Consider the following 14,779-nt stretch of genomic DNA (forward strand, 5'->3'; position numbering starts at 1 on the left):
TCCAGGTCCCTTCCGTGCACCCGGCACGACGGCCGTCCCGGCACGACGGCCGTCCTCCCGGCGGTGAGCGGTCGGCTCAGGCCGTCCGCGCCGTGCCCGTGCCCTTCTCCGCGTCCAGGGCGTACACACAGCGGTCCTTGCTGGACGCGTACACGACGCCGTCGCGGACCACCGGGGAGCCGGTGATCTCGCCGCCCGTCGCCAGCTTCCAGCGCAGCCGGCCGTCGTCGGCCTTCAGGGTGTACAGCAGGTGGTCCGTGGAGCCGAAGTGGATACGGCCCTCCGCGACCGCCGGGGCGCCCACGATGTCGCCGCCCGCCTGGAAGCGCCACTTGGGCGTGCCGGTGACCGCGTCCAGGGTGTAGAGCCCCTTGCCGCTGCCGACGTGCACATGACCGGCCGCCACCAGCACCGGGTCGACGGACGATCTGGCCTCGGTGGCGATGCGCCAGCGGTCGCGCCCGTCGGTGGCGTCGATGGCGTACACGGTGCCGAGGTAGTCGGCGAGGTAGACGCCGCCGCCGGTCACCGCCGGGCCGGGCACGAAGGTCGGCGGGGACAGGAACACCGCCGGAGCCTCGAAGTGCCAGCGCACCATGCCGCTCGCGACGTCGACGGCGAGGACGCGGGTGCCCGCGGAGAGGTAGACGTAGCCGTCGGGGGCGGGGGTGACGCGGACCGGGACACCCCCGCAGGAGGCCGTGTCGCCGATGGGGTACGACCAGCGCTCCTCGCCCGTGCGGGCGTCCAGGGCCCTGAGCCGGGCGTCCTGCCAGACGTAGACCGTGCCCTCGTGCAGGACCGGGCCCGCCTCCGGGGACTCGAAGTCGGTCTGGCAGCCGGTGATCTCCCAGAGCTTCTGGCCGGCCGAGGCCTCCCAGGCCTGGACGCCGCCGCCGCGCGTGCCGGTGACGACCGTGCCCCGGTCGGCCTTGAGCGAGTACACCCAGGCATCCGTCGACAGCCGCCACAGGTCACCGCCCTCGCGGGCGTCCAGGGCGAACAGGGTGGGTCCGTCGGAGGCGTGCACCCTGCCGTCCGCGACCGCCATCGACCAGGCCACGTCCCGCGTCTTGAAGCGACGGCGGCCGGTGGCCACATCCAGGGCGTGCACCTCGAAGGAGGTCACGTAGACGAGGTCCCCGGCGACGGCCGGCGTCCCCCACACATCGTTCGACATGCGAAAACGCCAGGGCCGCCAGCCCGCCGGTGTCTCCGACGGAGCGCTCGGCGGGGCCGGTACGGTCGTGTCGGCGCCGTTGACGCCGGGGCGCGGACGGGACCAGTTGGCGACCAGGCCGGGCTCGGCCACCGGCGCCTTCACGGCGGCCGTGGCACGGACGTCGGCGACGCGCGGACCCGGCCCGATCGGCACGGCGGCGCCCGCCAGCCGGACGGGACCGATGTCGGGGGCACCGACGGCCACGGGCGCGGGCGCCGGGCGGGAGAGGACCACGGGGGCGTGGGACGGCGGGGGCGGTACCGCCGGTACGGCGGGCCGGGCCATGCCCACACCGCCTCCGCCGCCGCTGCGGGGGCTCGGCGGCGCCGGTTTCACCTGACGGCCGCCACGGCGCGTCTCGATGAGGGTGACCGCCTTCTCGGGCAGCCACGCCGACGCCGTACCGCTGTCGTCGGAGCCGGAGCCGAAGAGGTGAGGGGCGAGCTGGGCCTGGAGGTCGGCCGGGTTGGGCCGGGCCGTGGCCTCCATCTGCATACAGGACTCGATGAGCGGACGCAGCTCGTCCGGCAGGCCCTCCAGGTCCGGTCCCTCGCGCAGCAGCATGAAGACCGTCTCGACCGGGTTGGCGCCGTGGAAGGGCGGGTGTCCGGTGGCGGCGAAGACCAGCATCGAGCCGAGCGAGAAGACGTCGCTCGCGCCGGTCACACTGCGCGAGTCCTTCGCCTGCTCGGGGGACATGTAGGCGGGGGTGCCGACAGCCACGTTCGTCATCGTCAAACGCGTGTTCGAGACGCCGGACGCGATACCGAAGTCGATCACCCGGGGCCCGTCCTCGACGACGAGCACGTTGGACGGCTTGAGGTCACGGTGGACCAGCCCCGCGCCGTGGATCGACTGGAGTGCCTCGGCGACGCCCGCCGCCAGCCAGCGCACCGCCTGGGCCGGCATCGGCCCGCAGTCGTTCACTATTTCCTCGAGGGAGGGCGCGGGCACGTACGCGGTGGCCAGCCAGGGCACGGCGGCGCGGGGATCGGCGTCGACGACGGCGGCCGTGTAGAACCCGGAGACCGCCCGGGCCGCCTCCACCTCGCGCGTGAAACGCACCCGGAAGAGCTGGTCCTCGGCGAGCTCGGTACGGACCGTCTTGATCGCCACGCGCCGGCCCGAGGCCGAGCGGGCCAGATAGACCAGCCCCATGCCGCCGGCACCCAGCCGTCCCAGCACCTCGAACGGCCCGATCCGCCGCGGATCGTGCTGCGTCAGCTGATCCACCACTTGCCTGCCACCTCCCCGTACGAACCGCGTCACCCACTTGTGTACACGGCCCCGTGCAGCGTCTCACCACCGCACCGCCATGGCGGCACGCACCCTGATTCTTCCTGGCCGGACGGCCGGTTGCGAACCCGGGGGCAATCGGGGTGTCTCATTTCATATACGCGCATACGGCACGCATACGGCACCTGTCAGCGCTGCAGAAGCGCGAACGACGCCCCTTGATTGTCCGTGACGACCGCCACGATTCCGTACGAAGCGGTGAACGGACCCGCCTGCACCCGCCCGCCGAGCCGGCTCACCGCGCCGAGGGTCGCCTCGCAGTCCTCCACCCCGAAGTGGACGAGGAAATGCGGCGGCATGACCTCCGGGAAGACATCGCCGACCGGCGCCCGCCCGAAGTCGGGTTCGGCGCCCGGACCGAACAGGGCCTCGTGGAAGAGATGACCGTAGAAGGTGTTCGCCGCCTCGGTGTCCCGGGCGTAGAGCTGCGCCCAGGCGAAGGCGCCGGGCCGGTGCCGTACGCCGAAGCCGGGGTGGCCGGCCGGCTGCCACAGGCCGAAGACCGCGCCCTCGGGGTCGGCGGCGAGCACGGTGGTGCCCGCCCCGCCGACCGGCAGCGGCGCCATGATGACCTGCCCGCCGGCGTGCTGGATACGGCGGGCGGTCTTCTGCGCGTCCGGGGTCGCGAAGTACACCGTCCACACGGTGGGCATCCGGCCGTCCGTCTTGTGGGCGAGCGCGGCCACCGGCTCGCCCTCCAGCCGGGCCCACACGGAGGAGCCGTACGCCTCCTCGAAACCCCACCCGAAGAGCTCACCGTAGAACCGCTTGCCCGCGTCCACGTCGGGGAGCTGCGCGTCCACCCAGCAGGGGACGCCCTCTGCGTACACCGATGCCCTGTTTTCGGCCATGCAGCCAAACTAACGGCGCCGCACGCAAGCCGCAGACCAGGCACACCCGCCTCCGCACCCCCTCGCACCCCATTTGCAGTCGGCCGAATAGCGCTCCGATCACCCCTCGGTAAGCTGACGGCATGACAGGACAAGTGCGTACCGTCGACGGCCGCGTGGCCGGTCGGCGCGGGCAGGCGACGCGGCAGAAGCTGCTCGACTGCCTCAGCGAGATGCTCAGCTCCTCTCCGTACCGCGACGTCAAGGTCATCGACGTCGCCCGGAAGGCGGGCACTTCGCCCGCGACCTTCTACCAGTACTTCCCGGACGTCGAAGGCGCCGTACTGGAGATCGCCGAGCAAATGGCAGCCGAGGGAGCCGAGTTGACCGGCCTCGTCGAGGGGCGGTCATGGATCGGCAAGGCGGGCTGGCAGACGGCGCAGGAACTCGTGGACGGCTTCCTGGAGTTCTGGCGGAAGAACGACGCGATCCTCCGGGTCGTCGACCTCGGCGCGGCGGAGGGGGACAAGCGTTTCTACAAACTCCGCATGAAGATCCTCAACTCGGTGAACAACTCCCTTTCGGACGCGGTCGCCGAGTTGCAGTCCAAGGGCAAGGTCGACAAGGACGTGAACCCGGGCGCGGTCGCCGGCGCGCTCGTCGCGATGCTCGCGGCGGTCGCCTCGCACCAGAAGGGCTTCCAGACGTGGGGCGTCAAGCAGGCTGAACTCAAGCCGAACCTGGCCCTGTTGGTACACCTGGGCATCACCGGCAAGAAGCCGACGAAGTAGCCCGGCCCCCACTCGATTCACGGTCAAGTCCTGTCTGCCAGGCGGCAGCTCACCCGGGTGAGCTGCCGCCTGCCGCGCTGTCGGCCTCAGGCGGGCAGCGCCCGGTCCTTCACCACGTGCTTCATCACCAGTGTCGACGTCAGCCGCTGCACTCCCGGAAGGGTGGCGAGGCGCTCGTCGTACAGCCGCTGGAAGGCCGCGAGGTCGGCGGTGGCCACCCGCAGCAGATAGTCGGGCTCCCCGAACAGCCGCTGCGCCTCCAGGACGTGTTCCACCTCACCGACCGCCCGCTCGAACTCGGCGACGGTGTCCCGGTCCTCCTGCCGCATCGAGACGAAGACCAGCGCCTCGAAGGTCAGCCCCACGGCGGACGGCTCCACCACCGCCCGGTAGCCGCTGATCGCCCCGGACCGCTCCAGCTCCCGCAGCCGCCGGTGACAGGGCGAGACGCTCAGCCGCACCCGCGCGGCCAGCTCGGTCACGGTCAGGCGCCCGTCCTGCTGAAGCTCGGCAAGAATCTTCCGGTCCACGTCGTCCATGGGGCAGATCTTCCCCCGGATCGCGCCGATCCGCGAAAACTTCGGGAACACTTTCGGCCGCATCGCGCCTAATGTCCCCGGCATGGACTCGGGAACGCTGATTTCTTTCCTCGCCGTCGACCTGCTGCTGGTGTGTGTGCCGGGCGCCGACTGGGCGTACGTGATCTCCGCCGGGCTGCGCGGCCGTTCGGTGGGTGCGGCGGTCGGCGGCCTGGTGAGCGGGTACGCCCTGCACACGGCGCTGGCCGCAGCGGGCCTCGCGGTGCTGGTCGCGGGGTCGCCGACGCTGCTCACCGGGCTGACGGTGGCGGGCGCCGCGTACCTGGTCTGGCTGGGGTGGGCCGTGCTGCGGCGGCCGGGGGCACCGGGCGCGGGCGAGGAGATCACAGCGGGCGGCGCCCGGGTGTTCCTGCGCGGGGCCACGATCAGCGGCCTGAACCCCAAGGGCCTGCTGCTCTACCTCTCGGTCCTGCCGCAGTTCCTCACCACGGGCGAGGGGCACCTGCCGGTGGCCGCCCAGACGACCGCCCTCGGGCTGCTGCACATGGCGTGCTGCGCCGCCGTCTATCTGACGGTGGGCGTCCTGGCCCGCAGACTGCTGGGCGCCCGCCCGGCGGCGGCACGGGCGGTGACCCGCACATCCGGTGCGGCGATGCTGGGCATCGGCACCTTCCTACTGCTCCAGCACACCTTCTGACCCTTTCGGGGCCCTTCTGCCTCCCAGGCGCTCCCCACCCGCCGAGCCCTCCTGACCCCTCCCGAGCCCTCCTGACCTCCGGGCCCCGGGCCCGCCTGCCCCCGGGCCTTAGGGCCACCTGGGCCCTCTAACCTCTGGTCCCCTGCACCCTCCAGTCCCTCTACGCCCTCGGGGTGAGCCGGAACACACGGATCTCGCGCTCCACCCGGGCCTGATACGTCGCGTACGGCGGCCAGAAGGCCAGCAGGGTCTTCCAGGCGGCCGCCCGCTCCTCCCCCGTCAGCAGAGCGGCCGTCACCGGGATGTCCTTGCCCTTCCAGCTGATCTCGGCGTCGGGGTGGGCCAGGAGGTTGCCGGTCCAGGCGGGGTGGCCGGTGCGGCCGAAGTTGGAGCCGATCAGGATCCAGCTCCCGCCGCCCTCCTCGGGCATGCAGGCCAGCGGCGCACGACGCGGCTGCCCGCTCCTCGCCCCGGTGGACGTCAGGATCACCCCGGGCAGCATCTGCGCGCTGAGCAGCACCTTTCCCCGGGTGAGGCGATGGACGGCCCGGTCGAGGGCGGGGATGACATGGGGTGCCACCTTGGCGAAGACCCTCGTCGAGGAGACCTTCTGCACCACCCGGACGCCGATCACACCGACACCTCCGTCCGCTCGAAGAGCCGGGCTCCCTCGGCCGCGTGCGCCCGCAGCCGGTGCACGGGCCCGAACAGCAGCTCGTCGCCGGCGGCCCGTTTGAAGAACAGGTGCGCCTCGTGCTCCCAGGTGAAGCCGATGCCACCGTGCAGCTGAATGCCCTCGGCGGCGGCCCGGCGCAACGCCTCCAGCGCCTGGGCAAGAGCCAGCCCGCCGACTCGGCCGTCCGGGCCGGCGAGACCGCCCGCCGCCCAGGCGGCGTAGTACGCGGCGGACCGGGCCGCCTGGATCTGCACATACACGTCGGCCAGCCGGTGCTGGACCGCCTGGAAGGAGCCGATCACCCGCCCGAACTGCTCCCGTCGGCCGAGGTACTCGACCGTCCGCTCCAGCGCGCGGTCGGCGGCGCCGACGGCCTCGCAGGCCAGGAAGGCGGCCGCGAAGTCACCGGTGCGGGAGAGGGCCTCCGGTATGCCCGCCTCCTCCTCCTCGCTCCCGAGCAACTCGGCCCGTACGTCGCGAAGTTGGACCCGGGCCTGCGGGCGGGTGGCGTCCAGGGCCGTCTGCCGGGTGCGGACGAGCCCGACTGCGTCCCCCGGCACGACGAACAGCAGGGTGCGCGACCGTACGAACCCCCCGGTGTGCGCGGCGACCACCAGCGCCCCCGCACCGTGCCCGTCGAGCACCTGCGCGGCCTCGCCGTACAGCCGCCAGACGCCCTGGACCCGCCGGGCCTGGATCCCGCCCGCGCGGCCGCCGCCGGCCCAGTCGCCGTCCTGGGGGCCGGTCAGGGCGAGGGCGGTGGCCAGGGCGGGTGCGGGCACGGCGAGGGCGGCGGTCAGGGTGCCGTCGGAGATCCGGGGCAGCAGGTCGGCGCGCTGGGCGTCGGTGCCGAGGCCGAGGACCAGCGGCGCGGCGAGGACGGAGGTCGCGAGGAGCGGGGAGGGCGCGAGCGCCCGGCCGGTCTCCTCGGCGGCGAGGGCGAGGTCGGTGACCGGGCAGCCGACGCCGCCGTACGCCTCGGGCAGCGCGAGGCCGGGCAGCCCGAGCTGCTCGGCGAGGGCGGCCCAGAGGGCGGGATCGTGACCGAGGGGTGTGTCCAGGGCGGCGCGCAGTTCTTCGGGGCCGCAGCGTTTGTGCAGCAGTTCGCGCAACGTGCGGCGGATCCCGTCCTGTTCGGCGGTGAAGCCGGGGTCCATGGCCACCCCTCTCATCCGTATCTGACGGTGCGTCATATTAGGGCGGGGGAACGGGAATGCCCAGAGAGGCGGCACCTGTCAGGGCAGGCGTTATCTGATGTACCGTCAGATTCATGGCATCCGCATCCGGTACCCGGAAAGTGGCCGTGGTCGGCGTCGCCCTCTCCGACTGCGGCCGAGTGGACGACGCCACCCCCTACGCCCTGCACGCCCAGGCGGCGCGGCGGGCGCTGGCGGACGCGGGGCTCGACCGGTCACGGGTGGACGGCTTCGCGTCCGCCGGGCTCGGCACGCTGGCCCCCGTCGAGGTGGCGGACTATCTGGGCCTGCGGCCCAGCTGGGTCGACTCCACCTCCGTCGGCGGTTCGACCTGGGAGGTCATGGCGGCGCACGCGGCCGACGCGATCGCCGCCGGTCACGCGAACGCGGTCCTGCTGGCGTACGGCTCGACGGCCCGCGCGGACGTGAAGGCGGGCCGCCGCACCGGCACCTTCGCCTTCGGCGGCCGCGGCCCGCTCCAGTTCGAGGTCCCCTACGGCCACACCCTGATCGCCAAGTACGCGATGGCCGCCCGCCGCCACATGCTCCAGTACGGCACGACGATCGAGCAGTTGGCGGAGGTGGCGGTCCAGGCCCGGGCGAACGCGGCCCTGAACCCCGACGCGGTGTTCCGCGACCCGGTGACGGTGGACGACGTCCTGTCCGGCCCGATGATCGCCGACCCCTTCACGAAACTGCACTGCTGTCTGCGCTCCGACGGCGGCGCGGCGGTCCTCCTGGCGGCCGAGGAGTACGTGCGCGACTGCCGCACGGCCCCGGTGTGGATCCTCGGTACGGGGGAGCACGTCTCGCACGCCTCGATGTCCGAGTGGGACGACTTCACGGTCTCCCCGGCGGCGGTGAGCGGCCGGCTGGCCTTCGAGCGGGCGGGACTGCGTCCGCAGGAGATGGACTTCGCCGAGATCTACGACGCGTTCACCTACATGACGCTGGTGACCCTCGAGGACCTGGGCTTCTGCGCGAAGGGCGAGGGCGGCGCGTTCGTGGAGAAGGGGCGGCTGACCCTGTCCGGCGCCCTGCCGGTGAACACGGACGGGGGCGGTCTCTCGGCCCAGCATCCGGGCATGCGGGGGCTGTTCCTGCTGGTGGAGGCGGTACGGCAGCTGCGGGGCGAGGGCGGGGACCGACAGGTGAGGGCGACGGACGGGGGCTTGCCCCGGCTGGGCGTCGCCTCCGGGACGGGCGGGTGGTTCTGCTCGTCGGGAACGGTGGTCCTGGGACGGGACTGAGGCCCGCCGCCCCGCCCCTCCCGGCAGGTCACGCCCCGCACGTCGGCCGCGACGATCCGATGGCGCCGGTGCGGACTGCGGAAGTCCGCGCCGACGGCGCTGAACGAGGCGCCGCCGTGTTCGCAGCCGTCCGGCCGGGGGACGAACGGCATGTCCAGCCGCCGGTCCACCGCAGGCTCGAAGCGCCGCAGCAGGACGCGGCAGCGGTCCGTCGCGCCCTGCGTCAGCTCGTTCACACCGCCGCTCAGCACCTCGGACGTGACCGCGCCGCTGTGGACGGTACGGCGACCGGGCGCAGCCCGGCGGCCAGGTGCATGAGTACGCGTACTCGGGCGCGGCCGGGCCTTCCGCCGGGCACGGCAACCTTTCCGGGGCCGGCGGCGACTGAGGAGTCGAAAGCTTTCCCGTACGTGCTCCGCCGAACCGCGTAAGGATTCATCCGTGGCATCCTCCTCACACCGCCGGCCCCGCCCCGAGAGACGCACGCGCCGCGTGCCCGTCGTCACGGTGGTCGCCGTGGCGGCCGTCGCGCTCGTCGTGTCCCTGGTCGTGGCCTTCCGTCCCGACGCCGGGTCCGGGACCGCGGCCGACGGCGGGGCCCGCACCGTCGAACCCGCCGCCGGGGCCGGGGTGAGCGGTTCGCCGACGGCGACCGGGACCACCGGGTCACCGTCGCCCAAGCCGAAGCCGTCGACCGCGTCCCCGAGCGCGACGGCCGGCCGGGCGTCCACGCCCGCCGCCACCCCGGCCGGCAAGTCCGGCTCGTCGAGCGGGCGCTCGGCCGCGCCCGCCGCGCGGACCGCGTCCGGCGCGGCACCGTCGGCGGGGCGGATCGCGCCCGGGACCTCCTACCGGGGCGTCGCCACCTCGTACGACATCGGAGACGGTAACGGCGCCTGCTCCTACGGCCCGACCTCCGACGTCATGACCGCGGCGATGAACACCGCCGACTACGAGACGTCCAAGGCGTGCGGCGCGTACGTCCTCGTCCGGGCCGGGAGCGGAGCGTCGATCACCGTCCGGATCACCAACGAGTGCCCGGCGCCCTGCGAGCCCGGTCAACTCGACCTCAGCCAGCAGGCCTTCGCCAAGCTGGCCCCGCTCTCGGCGGGCCGGATCCCGGTCACCTGGAGCCTGCTGAGCCCTGCCACGTCCGACACGATCTCGATCCGCTACAAGACCGGTTCCACCCAGTACTGGTGCGGCATCCAGGCGATCGGCCACCGCAATCCGCTGGCCCGGCTGGAGGTCCGCACGAGCGCCGGCTGGACCCGTCTGGCGCGCACCGACTACAACTACTTCCTCTCCGAGCAGGGCACCGGCTGCGGCGGCGCGCTCCGGCTCACCGACATCTACGGGGAGCAGCTGACGGTCGAGGGGATCGCCGTGCGGGCGAACGTGGTGCAGTCGACACGGGTCCAGTTCGCCCGGCACTGACCGCATACCCTCGCGGTATGGCCAAGGATCTTCATGAGCTGCTCAGGTCGCTGCGGGTGTGGGACCCGGAGGTGACCGCGCTGCCGCCGTTCGCCCCGGAGGAAGCCCCCGCCGAGCCGCTGTCCCTCTTCACGGACTGGTTCGCCGAGGCGGTGGCGGCGGGCGAGCGGGAACCGCACACGACGACCCTCGCCACCGTCGGCGAGGACGGCCTTCCGGACGCCCGCATCGTGATGCTGCACGGCGCCGACGCGGACGGCTGGGCCTTCGCGACCCACGCCACCAGCCGGAAGGGCCGTCAGCTCGCCGCGCGCCCGTACGCGGCCCTCACCTTCTACTGGCCGGTGCTGGGCCGCCAGATCCGGTTGCGCGGCCCGGTCACCTCCGCCCCCTCCGAGGAGGCCCAGGCCGACCTGCACGCCCGCTCGACAGGCGCCCTGGCCGCCGCCCTGACCGGACGGCAGAGCGAGGTCCTGGCCTCGACGGAGGAGCTGACGACCGCGTCGGAGGCGGCCTGGGAACACGCCCGCGCGAACCCGACGGCCAAGTCCCCGACCTGGACCCTGTACCGACTGCGCCCGGACGAGGTCGAGTTCTTCCAGGGGGACGGCACCCGCCGTCATGCCCGGCTGCGATACCGCCGGTCCGGAGGCTCCTGGTCCAGGGAACAGTTGTGGCCCTGAGGACACCCCCCAGGGGCGATCCGTGGCACGAGGGTGCACTGTCCCGGCGAAGGTGATCCAGCCCCTGTCACGGGACGTGTCGAGGAGACACCGGACACGTCCGCCGCCGGTCACCTCGATCTGCCCTCGCCGACAGGTCCGCCCCGCCTATGCCTTGAACCCGTACACCGCGAAGTCCGCCACCGGGCGGTAGCCGATCCGCTGGTAGAGCGCGTTGCTCGTCGGGTTGGCCAGGTCGGTGAAGAGGAACACCTCCGCCCCCGAAGCCAGCGCGACGCGGCTCACCTCGGCCGTCACCGCGCCCGCGTAGCCCCGGCCGCGCAGCCCGGCCGGGGTGTAGACGGGGGCCACCCTGATCTGGCCGGCCACCTCCGGGGTGACGCCGGCCATGGAGACGGGGGTGCCGTCGGCCGCCTCCCAGAGGGTGATTCCGCCGTAGGCGACCCGGGCGTCGGCCCAAGCGCCGCCGTCCTGGCCTTCGCGCGCGCCGATGTCGTCCGCGAACTCGTCGTGCCACCGGGCCAGTCGGTCGCGGTCGGCCGCGGTGGCGACGCGCGCCCGGCCCGCCGGGATCGGCCCCGGCGCCGTCGGCTCGCCCAGCCGGTAGAGGCGTTGGCGTTCGCTCAGGCGGGACCCGGTGCCGGTCCGCCGCTGCCAGGCCGCCGCGAAGACGGCCGCGGTGTCGCGGTCGGCGAAGACGCCGGGGAGGCGATGGCCGGTGGCGGCCAGTCGCGCGGCGAGGGTGTCGGCCTCCGCCTCCGTCAGGGAGGTGAGGTAGATCCCGTGCGGTGGAGTGCGGAAGAACACGGCGCGGATCTCTCCGGCCGTGTCCAGCATGCCGAAGAGGGGGGCCTCCGTGCCGTACACGTGCAGGCCCCGGCGGCGCAGGCCGTGCAGCACCGTCAGCGGGACGGTGTGCAGGTCCGGGCGGGAGGCCAGGAAGTCGCCGGCGCGGTCGAGGAACGCGTCGAGATCGTGGGTGAGGTGCCAGTCGTCGGGGCGCATGCCCCATCGTCGCGCGCGGGCGCTGCCCAGCGCCTGCCGATTACCCCGCCCTCACGGCCACACAGGCTCCGGGTCCGTGGTCAGTCGGGCGTGCAGGTGGACGTCCCGGAAGGCGTCTCGGCGGCCCGACTCCCACATCGCGCCGCGCAGGGTCCCCTCGTAGCGGAAGCCGCAGCGTTCGGCGATCCGGCAGGAGGCGTCGTGACCGAGGGCGTGGCCGAGCTCCAGCCGGTGCAGACCGATCTCGGTGAACGCCCACCGGGCCGCGAGCAGCAGCGAGCGGGTGGCGACGTGCCGGCCCCGCGCCTCCGGCAGGATCCAGTAGCCGACTCTGGCGAAGCTCAGCACGTGGTCGATCATGTTGACTCCGACCTGCCCGAGGACCGTGCCGTCGGCCGCGTCCGTGACACAGAACGCCATGGCACGTCCGGCGGCCGCGTCCGCGCTCCTGGCCTCGAGGGACGCCCGGGCGCCGGCGGCGTCGGCGATCGTCCGCAGCGGGGTGTTCCAGCGCACGAACTCCGGGTCGACGTGCCCGCGCAGCCAGGCGTCCACGTCGGTGGCGGACTCCGGGTCCCAGGACCGCAGGGTCAGGCCATGGCCGCGGAGACCGGAGGCGAGGGGGGCCGGGTACGGCTCGCGTATGTCGGTCATCCGGCCATTGAACACCGCCGGTCTTTCACGGCGCGGGCCGGAACACCGGCACCCCGTCCCGGAACGCGACCGCCAGTTCCAGCCCCGCCCGCAGCCCCGCCGACGCCTCCCCGGCCGCATCCCCCACGATCTCCGTGGACATCCGCGGCCCCTCCGCCAGGTCGACCACCGCCGCGACGTACGGCGTGCGCCCGCCGAAGGGCGGCAGGTCGTTGCGGTGGACGACGGACCAGGTGTACAGGGTGGCCTGACCGCTCGCGTCCTGCCAGGTCACGTCCTCGCTCCAGCAGTACGGGCAGAACTCCCGGGGGTAGTGGTGGGCCCGTGCGCAGGCCCCGCAGCGCCGGATCAGCAGCCGGCCCTCGGCGGCCGCGTCCCAGTACGCGCGGGTGAAGGCGTCGGTCTCGGGGACGTCGAACCGGTTGCCCATCTCCATGGATCTGACGGTACGTCAGGCGATCGGATCCGGGAAGACCGCGCCTTTCCCGCGGTATGCCCCATGACGGCGCTCCCCGTACCGCTTCCCGCGCTCTTCCGCATGCATCCCGCATGAGAGATCCCTGTGCGTCGGCCATGAAACTGTGCGTCGCCCGTGAATGTCCCGCAGATTGTTGACGATTTTGTTGGCTCCGAATTACGTTCACCAACGCAAGCCCGGAGAGCACGCAGTCACCACCCGGTTCATCGAGAGGCAGCATCGTGAAGCACAGGGCAGTCAAGCGCAGGTCGGTCGTCTTGGGGCTCGGCGCCACCGCGGGTGTCGCGGCAGTGGGCGGCATCGCCCTGAGCGCGCAGGCGTCCGGCGGCACGTCGACGTCCTCGTCCTCGGGCGCCGGTTCCCTGGCCTTCGACCCGGACGCCTACACCGAGCTCACGACGACCGTCACGGACACCGCGGGCGACGAGCACGCCGTGACGTACCACTTCTGGAAGGCGATCACCTACGTCGCCAAGCCGGTGGACGCCACGTACCAGTCGCTGAACGTGAGCGTGCCGGTGGAGATCGACGGCACGGCCGTCGACGCGAGCAACGCGCCGATCCTGTTCGCGAACTCCGTCGGCGGCTACATGCCGTCCTCCGTGGCGGACGCCACCGGGATCGGCGCCGGCGGGATGGGCGGCGGGATGGGTGGCGGCGCGCCCAGCGGAGCCCCCTCGGCCTCGGCGTCCGCTTCGGCCTCGGCCCCCGGCGCCAACGGCAACACCAACGCCACCGGCGGTGCCCTGTCCTCCAACCAGCTGCTGGCCCTGGCCGCCGGCTACGTCGTCGTCGAGCCCGGCGCCCGCGGCCGTACGCTCAAGAACTCCGCCGGCGAGTACTACGGCGTGGCTCCCGCCGCGATCGTCGACCTCAAGGCCGCCGTGCGGTACGTGCGGGCCAACAAGGGCGTCATCCCCGGCGACACCGACCGGATCGTGTCCGCCGGCACCAGCGCGGGCGGCGCGCTCTCCTCGCTGCTCGGCGCGTCCGGCGACAGCCCGCTCTACGCCGAGTACCTCGAGGAGCTCGGCGCGGCCGACGCCTCCGACGCGATCTTCGCGACCGGCGCCTGGTGCCCCATCACCGACCTGGAGCACGCCGACGGCTCCTACGAGTGGAACTGGGGCGGCAACACCCTCAGCACGGGCAAGCAGGTCGACCAGACGGTGTCGAAGGCGCTCCGGTCGCAGTTCGCCGAGTACCAGGCCGGACTCAAGCTCAAGGGCCTGAACGGCTTCGGCACGCTGAACGCCCGCAACTACGACGAGTACCTGGTCAAGCAGTACCTGGAGCCGTCGGCCACCACCTACCTCGCCGCCCTGTCCGACTCCGCCCGCGAGACGTACCTCGCCGCCAACACCTTCATCACCTGGAAGAACGGCAAGGCCGGCTTCTCCTGGGCGGACTTCCTCACCCACGTCGGCGCCCGCAAGAAGAACACCCCGGCCTTCGACGCCTTCGACCTGTCGGCGGGCGAGAACAACGAGTTCGGCAAGGGCACGGTCATCTCCCGTCACTTCACGGCCTACAGCCTGAAGAACGACACCACCGGGCTCACCGCCAAGCGCCTCGACAGCGACATCCCCGAGATGCTGCGGCTGATGAACCCGATGTACTTCCTGGCCGACAAGCCCAACGCGGGCCGCAGCAAGCACTGGTGGATCCGTCTGGGCACCAAGGACTCCGACACCTCGCTGACGGTCTCCGCCAACATCGCCGCCGCCGCGAACGGCCTCGGCGACGACGTCGACCACCTCTACTACTGGGACCAGGGCCACGGCGCCAACACCGACCCGGGCGACTTCATCACGTGGATCGCCAAGGTGACCGGCCACAAGGCCAAGGCCGGCGGCAAGGTCAAGAAGTAGTAGTTGCGCACGCCTCCCGGTCCCTCCGGAAGGCATCCTGGACGCGGCGGCGTCAGTTTCCCGTCATAGTCACCGACGCCGTCCGCACGCGACGCCTGGCCCGAGCGCACCTGGGCCAGGCGTCGCTCCTCTTCCCCCGCCGCTCCCTCGCCGC

14 protein-coding genes are annotated in these 14,779 nt (G+C 72.9%); 6 read left to right on the top strand and 8 right to left on the bottom strand.

The genetic code is table 11. The annotated features are described in order from the left end of the window. Positions 1–76: 76 nt before the first annotated feature. Positions 77–2,458 (bottom strand): protein serine/threonine kinase AfsK, encoded by a 2,382-nt coding sequence (locus OG736_RS19850; protein ID WP_327183641.1) that lies wholly within the window; start codon positions 2,456–2,458, stop codon positions 77–79. A 188-nt stretch (positions 2,459–2,646) separates the two neighbouring features. Beyond that, on the bottom strand, positions 2,647–3,369 hold the full coding sequence (locus OG736_RS19855) for an AfsK-binding protein KbpA (protein ID WP_327183642.1): 723 nt from the start codon (positions 3,367–3,369) through the stop codon (positions 2,647–2,649). Between the two features lie 134 nt (positions 3,370–3,503). On the opposite strand from OG736_RS19855, the gene OG736_RS19860 reads away from it, so the two are divergent. Then, positions 3,504–4,139 carry a TetR family transcriptional regulator gene (locus OG736_RS19860; protein WP_327187656.1) on the top strand — a complete coding sequence of 212 codons (636 nt, stop codon included), beginning with the start codon at positions 3,504–3,506 and terminating at the stop codon, positions 4,137–4,139. 86 nt (positions 4,140–4,225) lie between these two features. On the opposite strand, the gene OG736_RS19865 is transcribed toward OG736_RS19860, so the two are convergent. Continuing rightward, positions 4,226–4,678, bottom strand: a complete 453-nt coding sequence (locus OG736_RS19865) for an Lrp/AsnC family transcriptional regulator (protein WP_314222277.1) — start codon at positions 4,676–4,678, stop codon at positions 4,226–4,228. Between the two features lie 82 nt (positions 4,679–4,760). On the opposite strand from OG736_RS19865, the gene OG736_RS19870 reads away from it, so the two are divergent. Next, entirely contained in the window at positions 4,761–5,375 is a 615-nt protein-coding gene (locus OG736_RS19870; RefSeq protein WP_327183644.1) for a LysE family translocator, read from the top strand. Between the two features lie 160 nt (positions 5,376–5,535). On the opposite strand, the gene OG736_RS19875 is transcribed toward OG736_RS19870, so the two are convergent. Next, positions 5,536–6,009 (bottom strand): nitroreductase family deazaflavin-dependent oxidoreductase, encoded by a 474-nt coding sequence (locus tag OG736_RS19875; RefSeq protein ID WP_327183645.1) that lies wholly within the window; start codon positions 6,007–6,009, stop codon positions 5,536–5,538. Then, positions 6,006–7,208: an acyl-CoA dehydrogenase family protein gene (locus OG736_RS19880; RefSeq protein ID WP_327183646.1), complete on the bottom strand. Its 1,203-nt coding sequence runs from the start codon at positions 7,206–7,208 to the stop codon at positions 6,006–6,008. The genes OG736_RS19875 and OG736_RS19880 overlap by 4 nt, the downstream gene beginning before the upstream one ends. Before the next feature lie 113 nt (positions 7,209–7,321). On the opposite strand from OG736_RS19880, the gene OG736_RS19885 reads away from it, so the two are divergent. The 3 genes from OG736_RS19885 (at position 7,322) to OG736_RS19895 (ending at position 10,617) form a co-directional block, all read left to right on the top strand. Next, entirely contained in the window at positions 7,322–8,497 is a 1,176-nt protein-coding gene (locus tag OG736_RS19885) for a thiolase C-terminal domain-containing protein (RefSeq protein ID WP_327183647.1), read from the top strand. Between the two features lie 441 nt (positions 8,498–8,938). Beyond that, complete coding sequence (locus OG736_RS19890) at positions 8,939–9,934, top strand: expansin EXLX1 family cellulose-binding protein (protein ID WP_327183648.1); 996 nt, start codon at positions 8,939–8,941, stop codon at positions 9,932–9,934. 17 nt (positions 9,935–9,951) lie between these two features. Beyond that, on the top strand, positions 9,952–10,617 hold the full coding sequence (locus OG736_RS19895; RefSeq protein WP_327183649.1) for a pyridoxine/pyridoxamine 5'-phosphate oxidase: 666 nt from the start codon (positions 9,952–9,954) through the stop codon (positions 10,615–10,617). A gap of 147 nt (positions 10,618–10,764) precedes the next feature. On the opposite strand, the gene OG736_RS19900 is transcribed toward OG736_RS19895, so the two are convergent. The 3 genes from OG736_RS19900 to OG736_RS19910 are packed head-to-tail and all read right to left on the bottom strand — an operon-like array spanning position 10,765 to position 12,706. Beyond that, positions 10,765–11,622 carry a GNAT family N-acetyltransferase gene (locus OG736_RS19900; RefSeq protein WP_327183650.1) on the bottom strand — a complete coding sequence of 286 codons (858 nt, stop codon included), beginning with the start codon at positions 11,620–11,622 and terminating at the stop codon, positions 10,765–10,767. 51 nt (positions 11,623–11,673) lie between these two features. Beyond that, positions 11,674–12,276: a GNAT family N-acetyltransferase gene (locus tag OG736_RS19905; RefSeq protein ID WP_327183651.1), complete on the bottom strand. Its 603-nt coding sequence runs from the start codon at positions 12,274–12,276 to the stop codon at positions 11,674–11,676. A 25-nt stretch (positions 12,277–12,301) separates the two neighbouring features. Then, positions 12,302–12,706 carry a Zn-ribbon domain-containing OB-fold protein gene (locus tag OG736_RS19910; protein WP_327187657.1) on the bottom strand — a complete coding sequence of 135 codons (405 nt, stop codon included), beginning with the start codon at positions 12,704–12,706 and terminating at the stop codon, positions 12,302–12,304. A 269-nt stretch (positions 12,707–12,975) separates the two neighbouring features. Here OG736_RS19910 and OG736_RS19915 point away from each other — a divergent pair, with 269 nt between their 5' ends. Next, complete coding sequence (locus tag OG736_RS19915; RefSeq protein WP_327183652.1) at positions 12,976–14,625, top strand: subtype B tannase; 1,650 nt, start codon at positions 12,976–12,978, stop codon at positions 14,623–14,625. Positions 14,626–14,779 lie beyond the last annotated feature (154 nt).

It is taken from the genome of Streptomyces sp. NBC_01334 (assembly GCF_035983595.1).
Taxonomy (GTDB): domain Bacteria; phylum Actinomycetota; class Actinomycetes; order Streptomycetales; family Streptomycetaceae; genus Streptomyces; species Streptomyces coriariae.

What these genes read in the sequence shown, in the direction of transcription:
- OG736_RS19855 (WP_327183642.1), bottom strand. Translation starts at nt 3,369, where the DNA reads ATGGCCGAAAACAGGGCATCGGTGTACGCAGAGGGCGTCCCCTGCTGG.
- OG736_RS19865 (WP_314222277.1), bottom strand. Translation starts at nt 4,678, where the DNA reads ATGGACGACGTGGACCGGAAGATTCTTGCCGAGCTTCAGCAGGACGGG.
- OG736_RS19870 (WP_327183644.1), top strand. Translation starts at nt 4,761, where the DNA reads ATGGACTCGGGAACGCTGATTTCTTTCCTCGCCGTCGACCTGCTGCTG.
- OG736_RS19880 (WP_327183646.1), bottom strand. Translation starts at nt 7,208, where the DNA reads ATGGACCCCGGCTTCACCGCCGAACAGGACGGGATCCGCCGCACGTTG.
- OG736_RS19885 (WP_327183647.1), top strand. Translation starts at nt 7,322, where the DNA reads ATGGCATCCGCATCCGGTACCCGGAAAGTGGCCGTGGTCGGCGTCGCC.
- OG736_RS19895 (WP_327183649.1), top strand. Translation starts at nt 9,952, where the DNA reads ATGGCCAAGGATCTTCATGAGCTGCTCAGGTCGCTGCGGGTGTGGGAC.
- OG736_RS19900 (WP_327183650.1), bottom strand. Translation starts at nt 11,622, where the DNA reads ATGCGCCCCGACGACTGGCACCTCACCCACGATCTCGACGCGTTCCTC.
- OG736_RS19905 (WP_327183651.1), bottom strand. Translation starts at nt 12,276, where the DNA reads ATGACCGACATACGCGAGCCGTACCCGGCCCCCCTCGCCTCCGGTCTC.
- OG736_RS19910 (WP_327187657.1), bottom strand. Translation starts at nt 12,706, where the DNA reads ATGGGCAACCGGTTCGACGTCCCCGAGACCGACGCCTTCACCCGCGCG.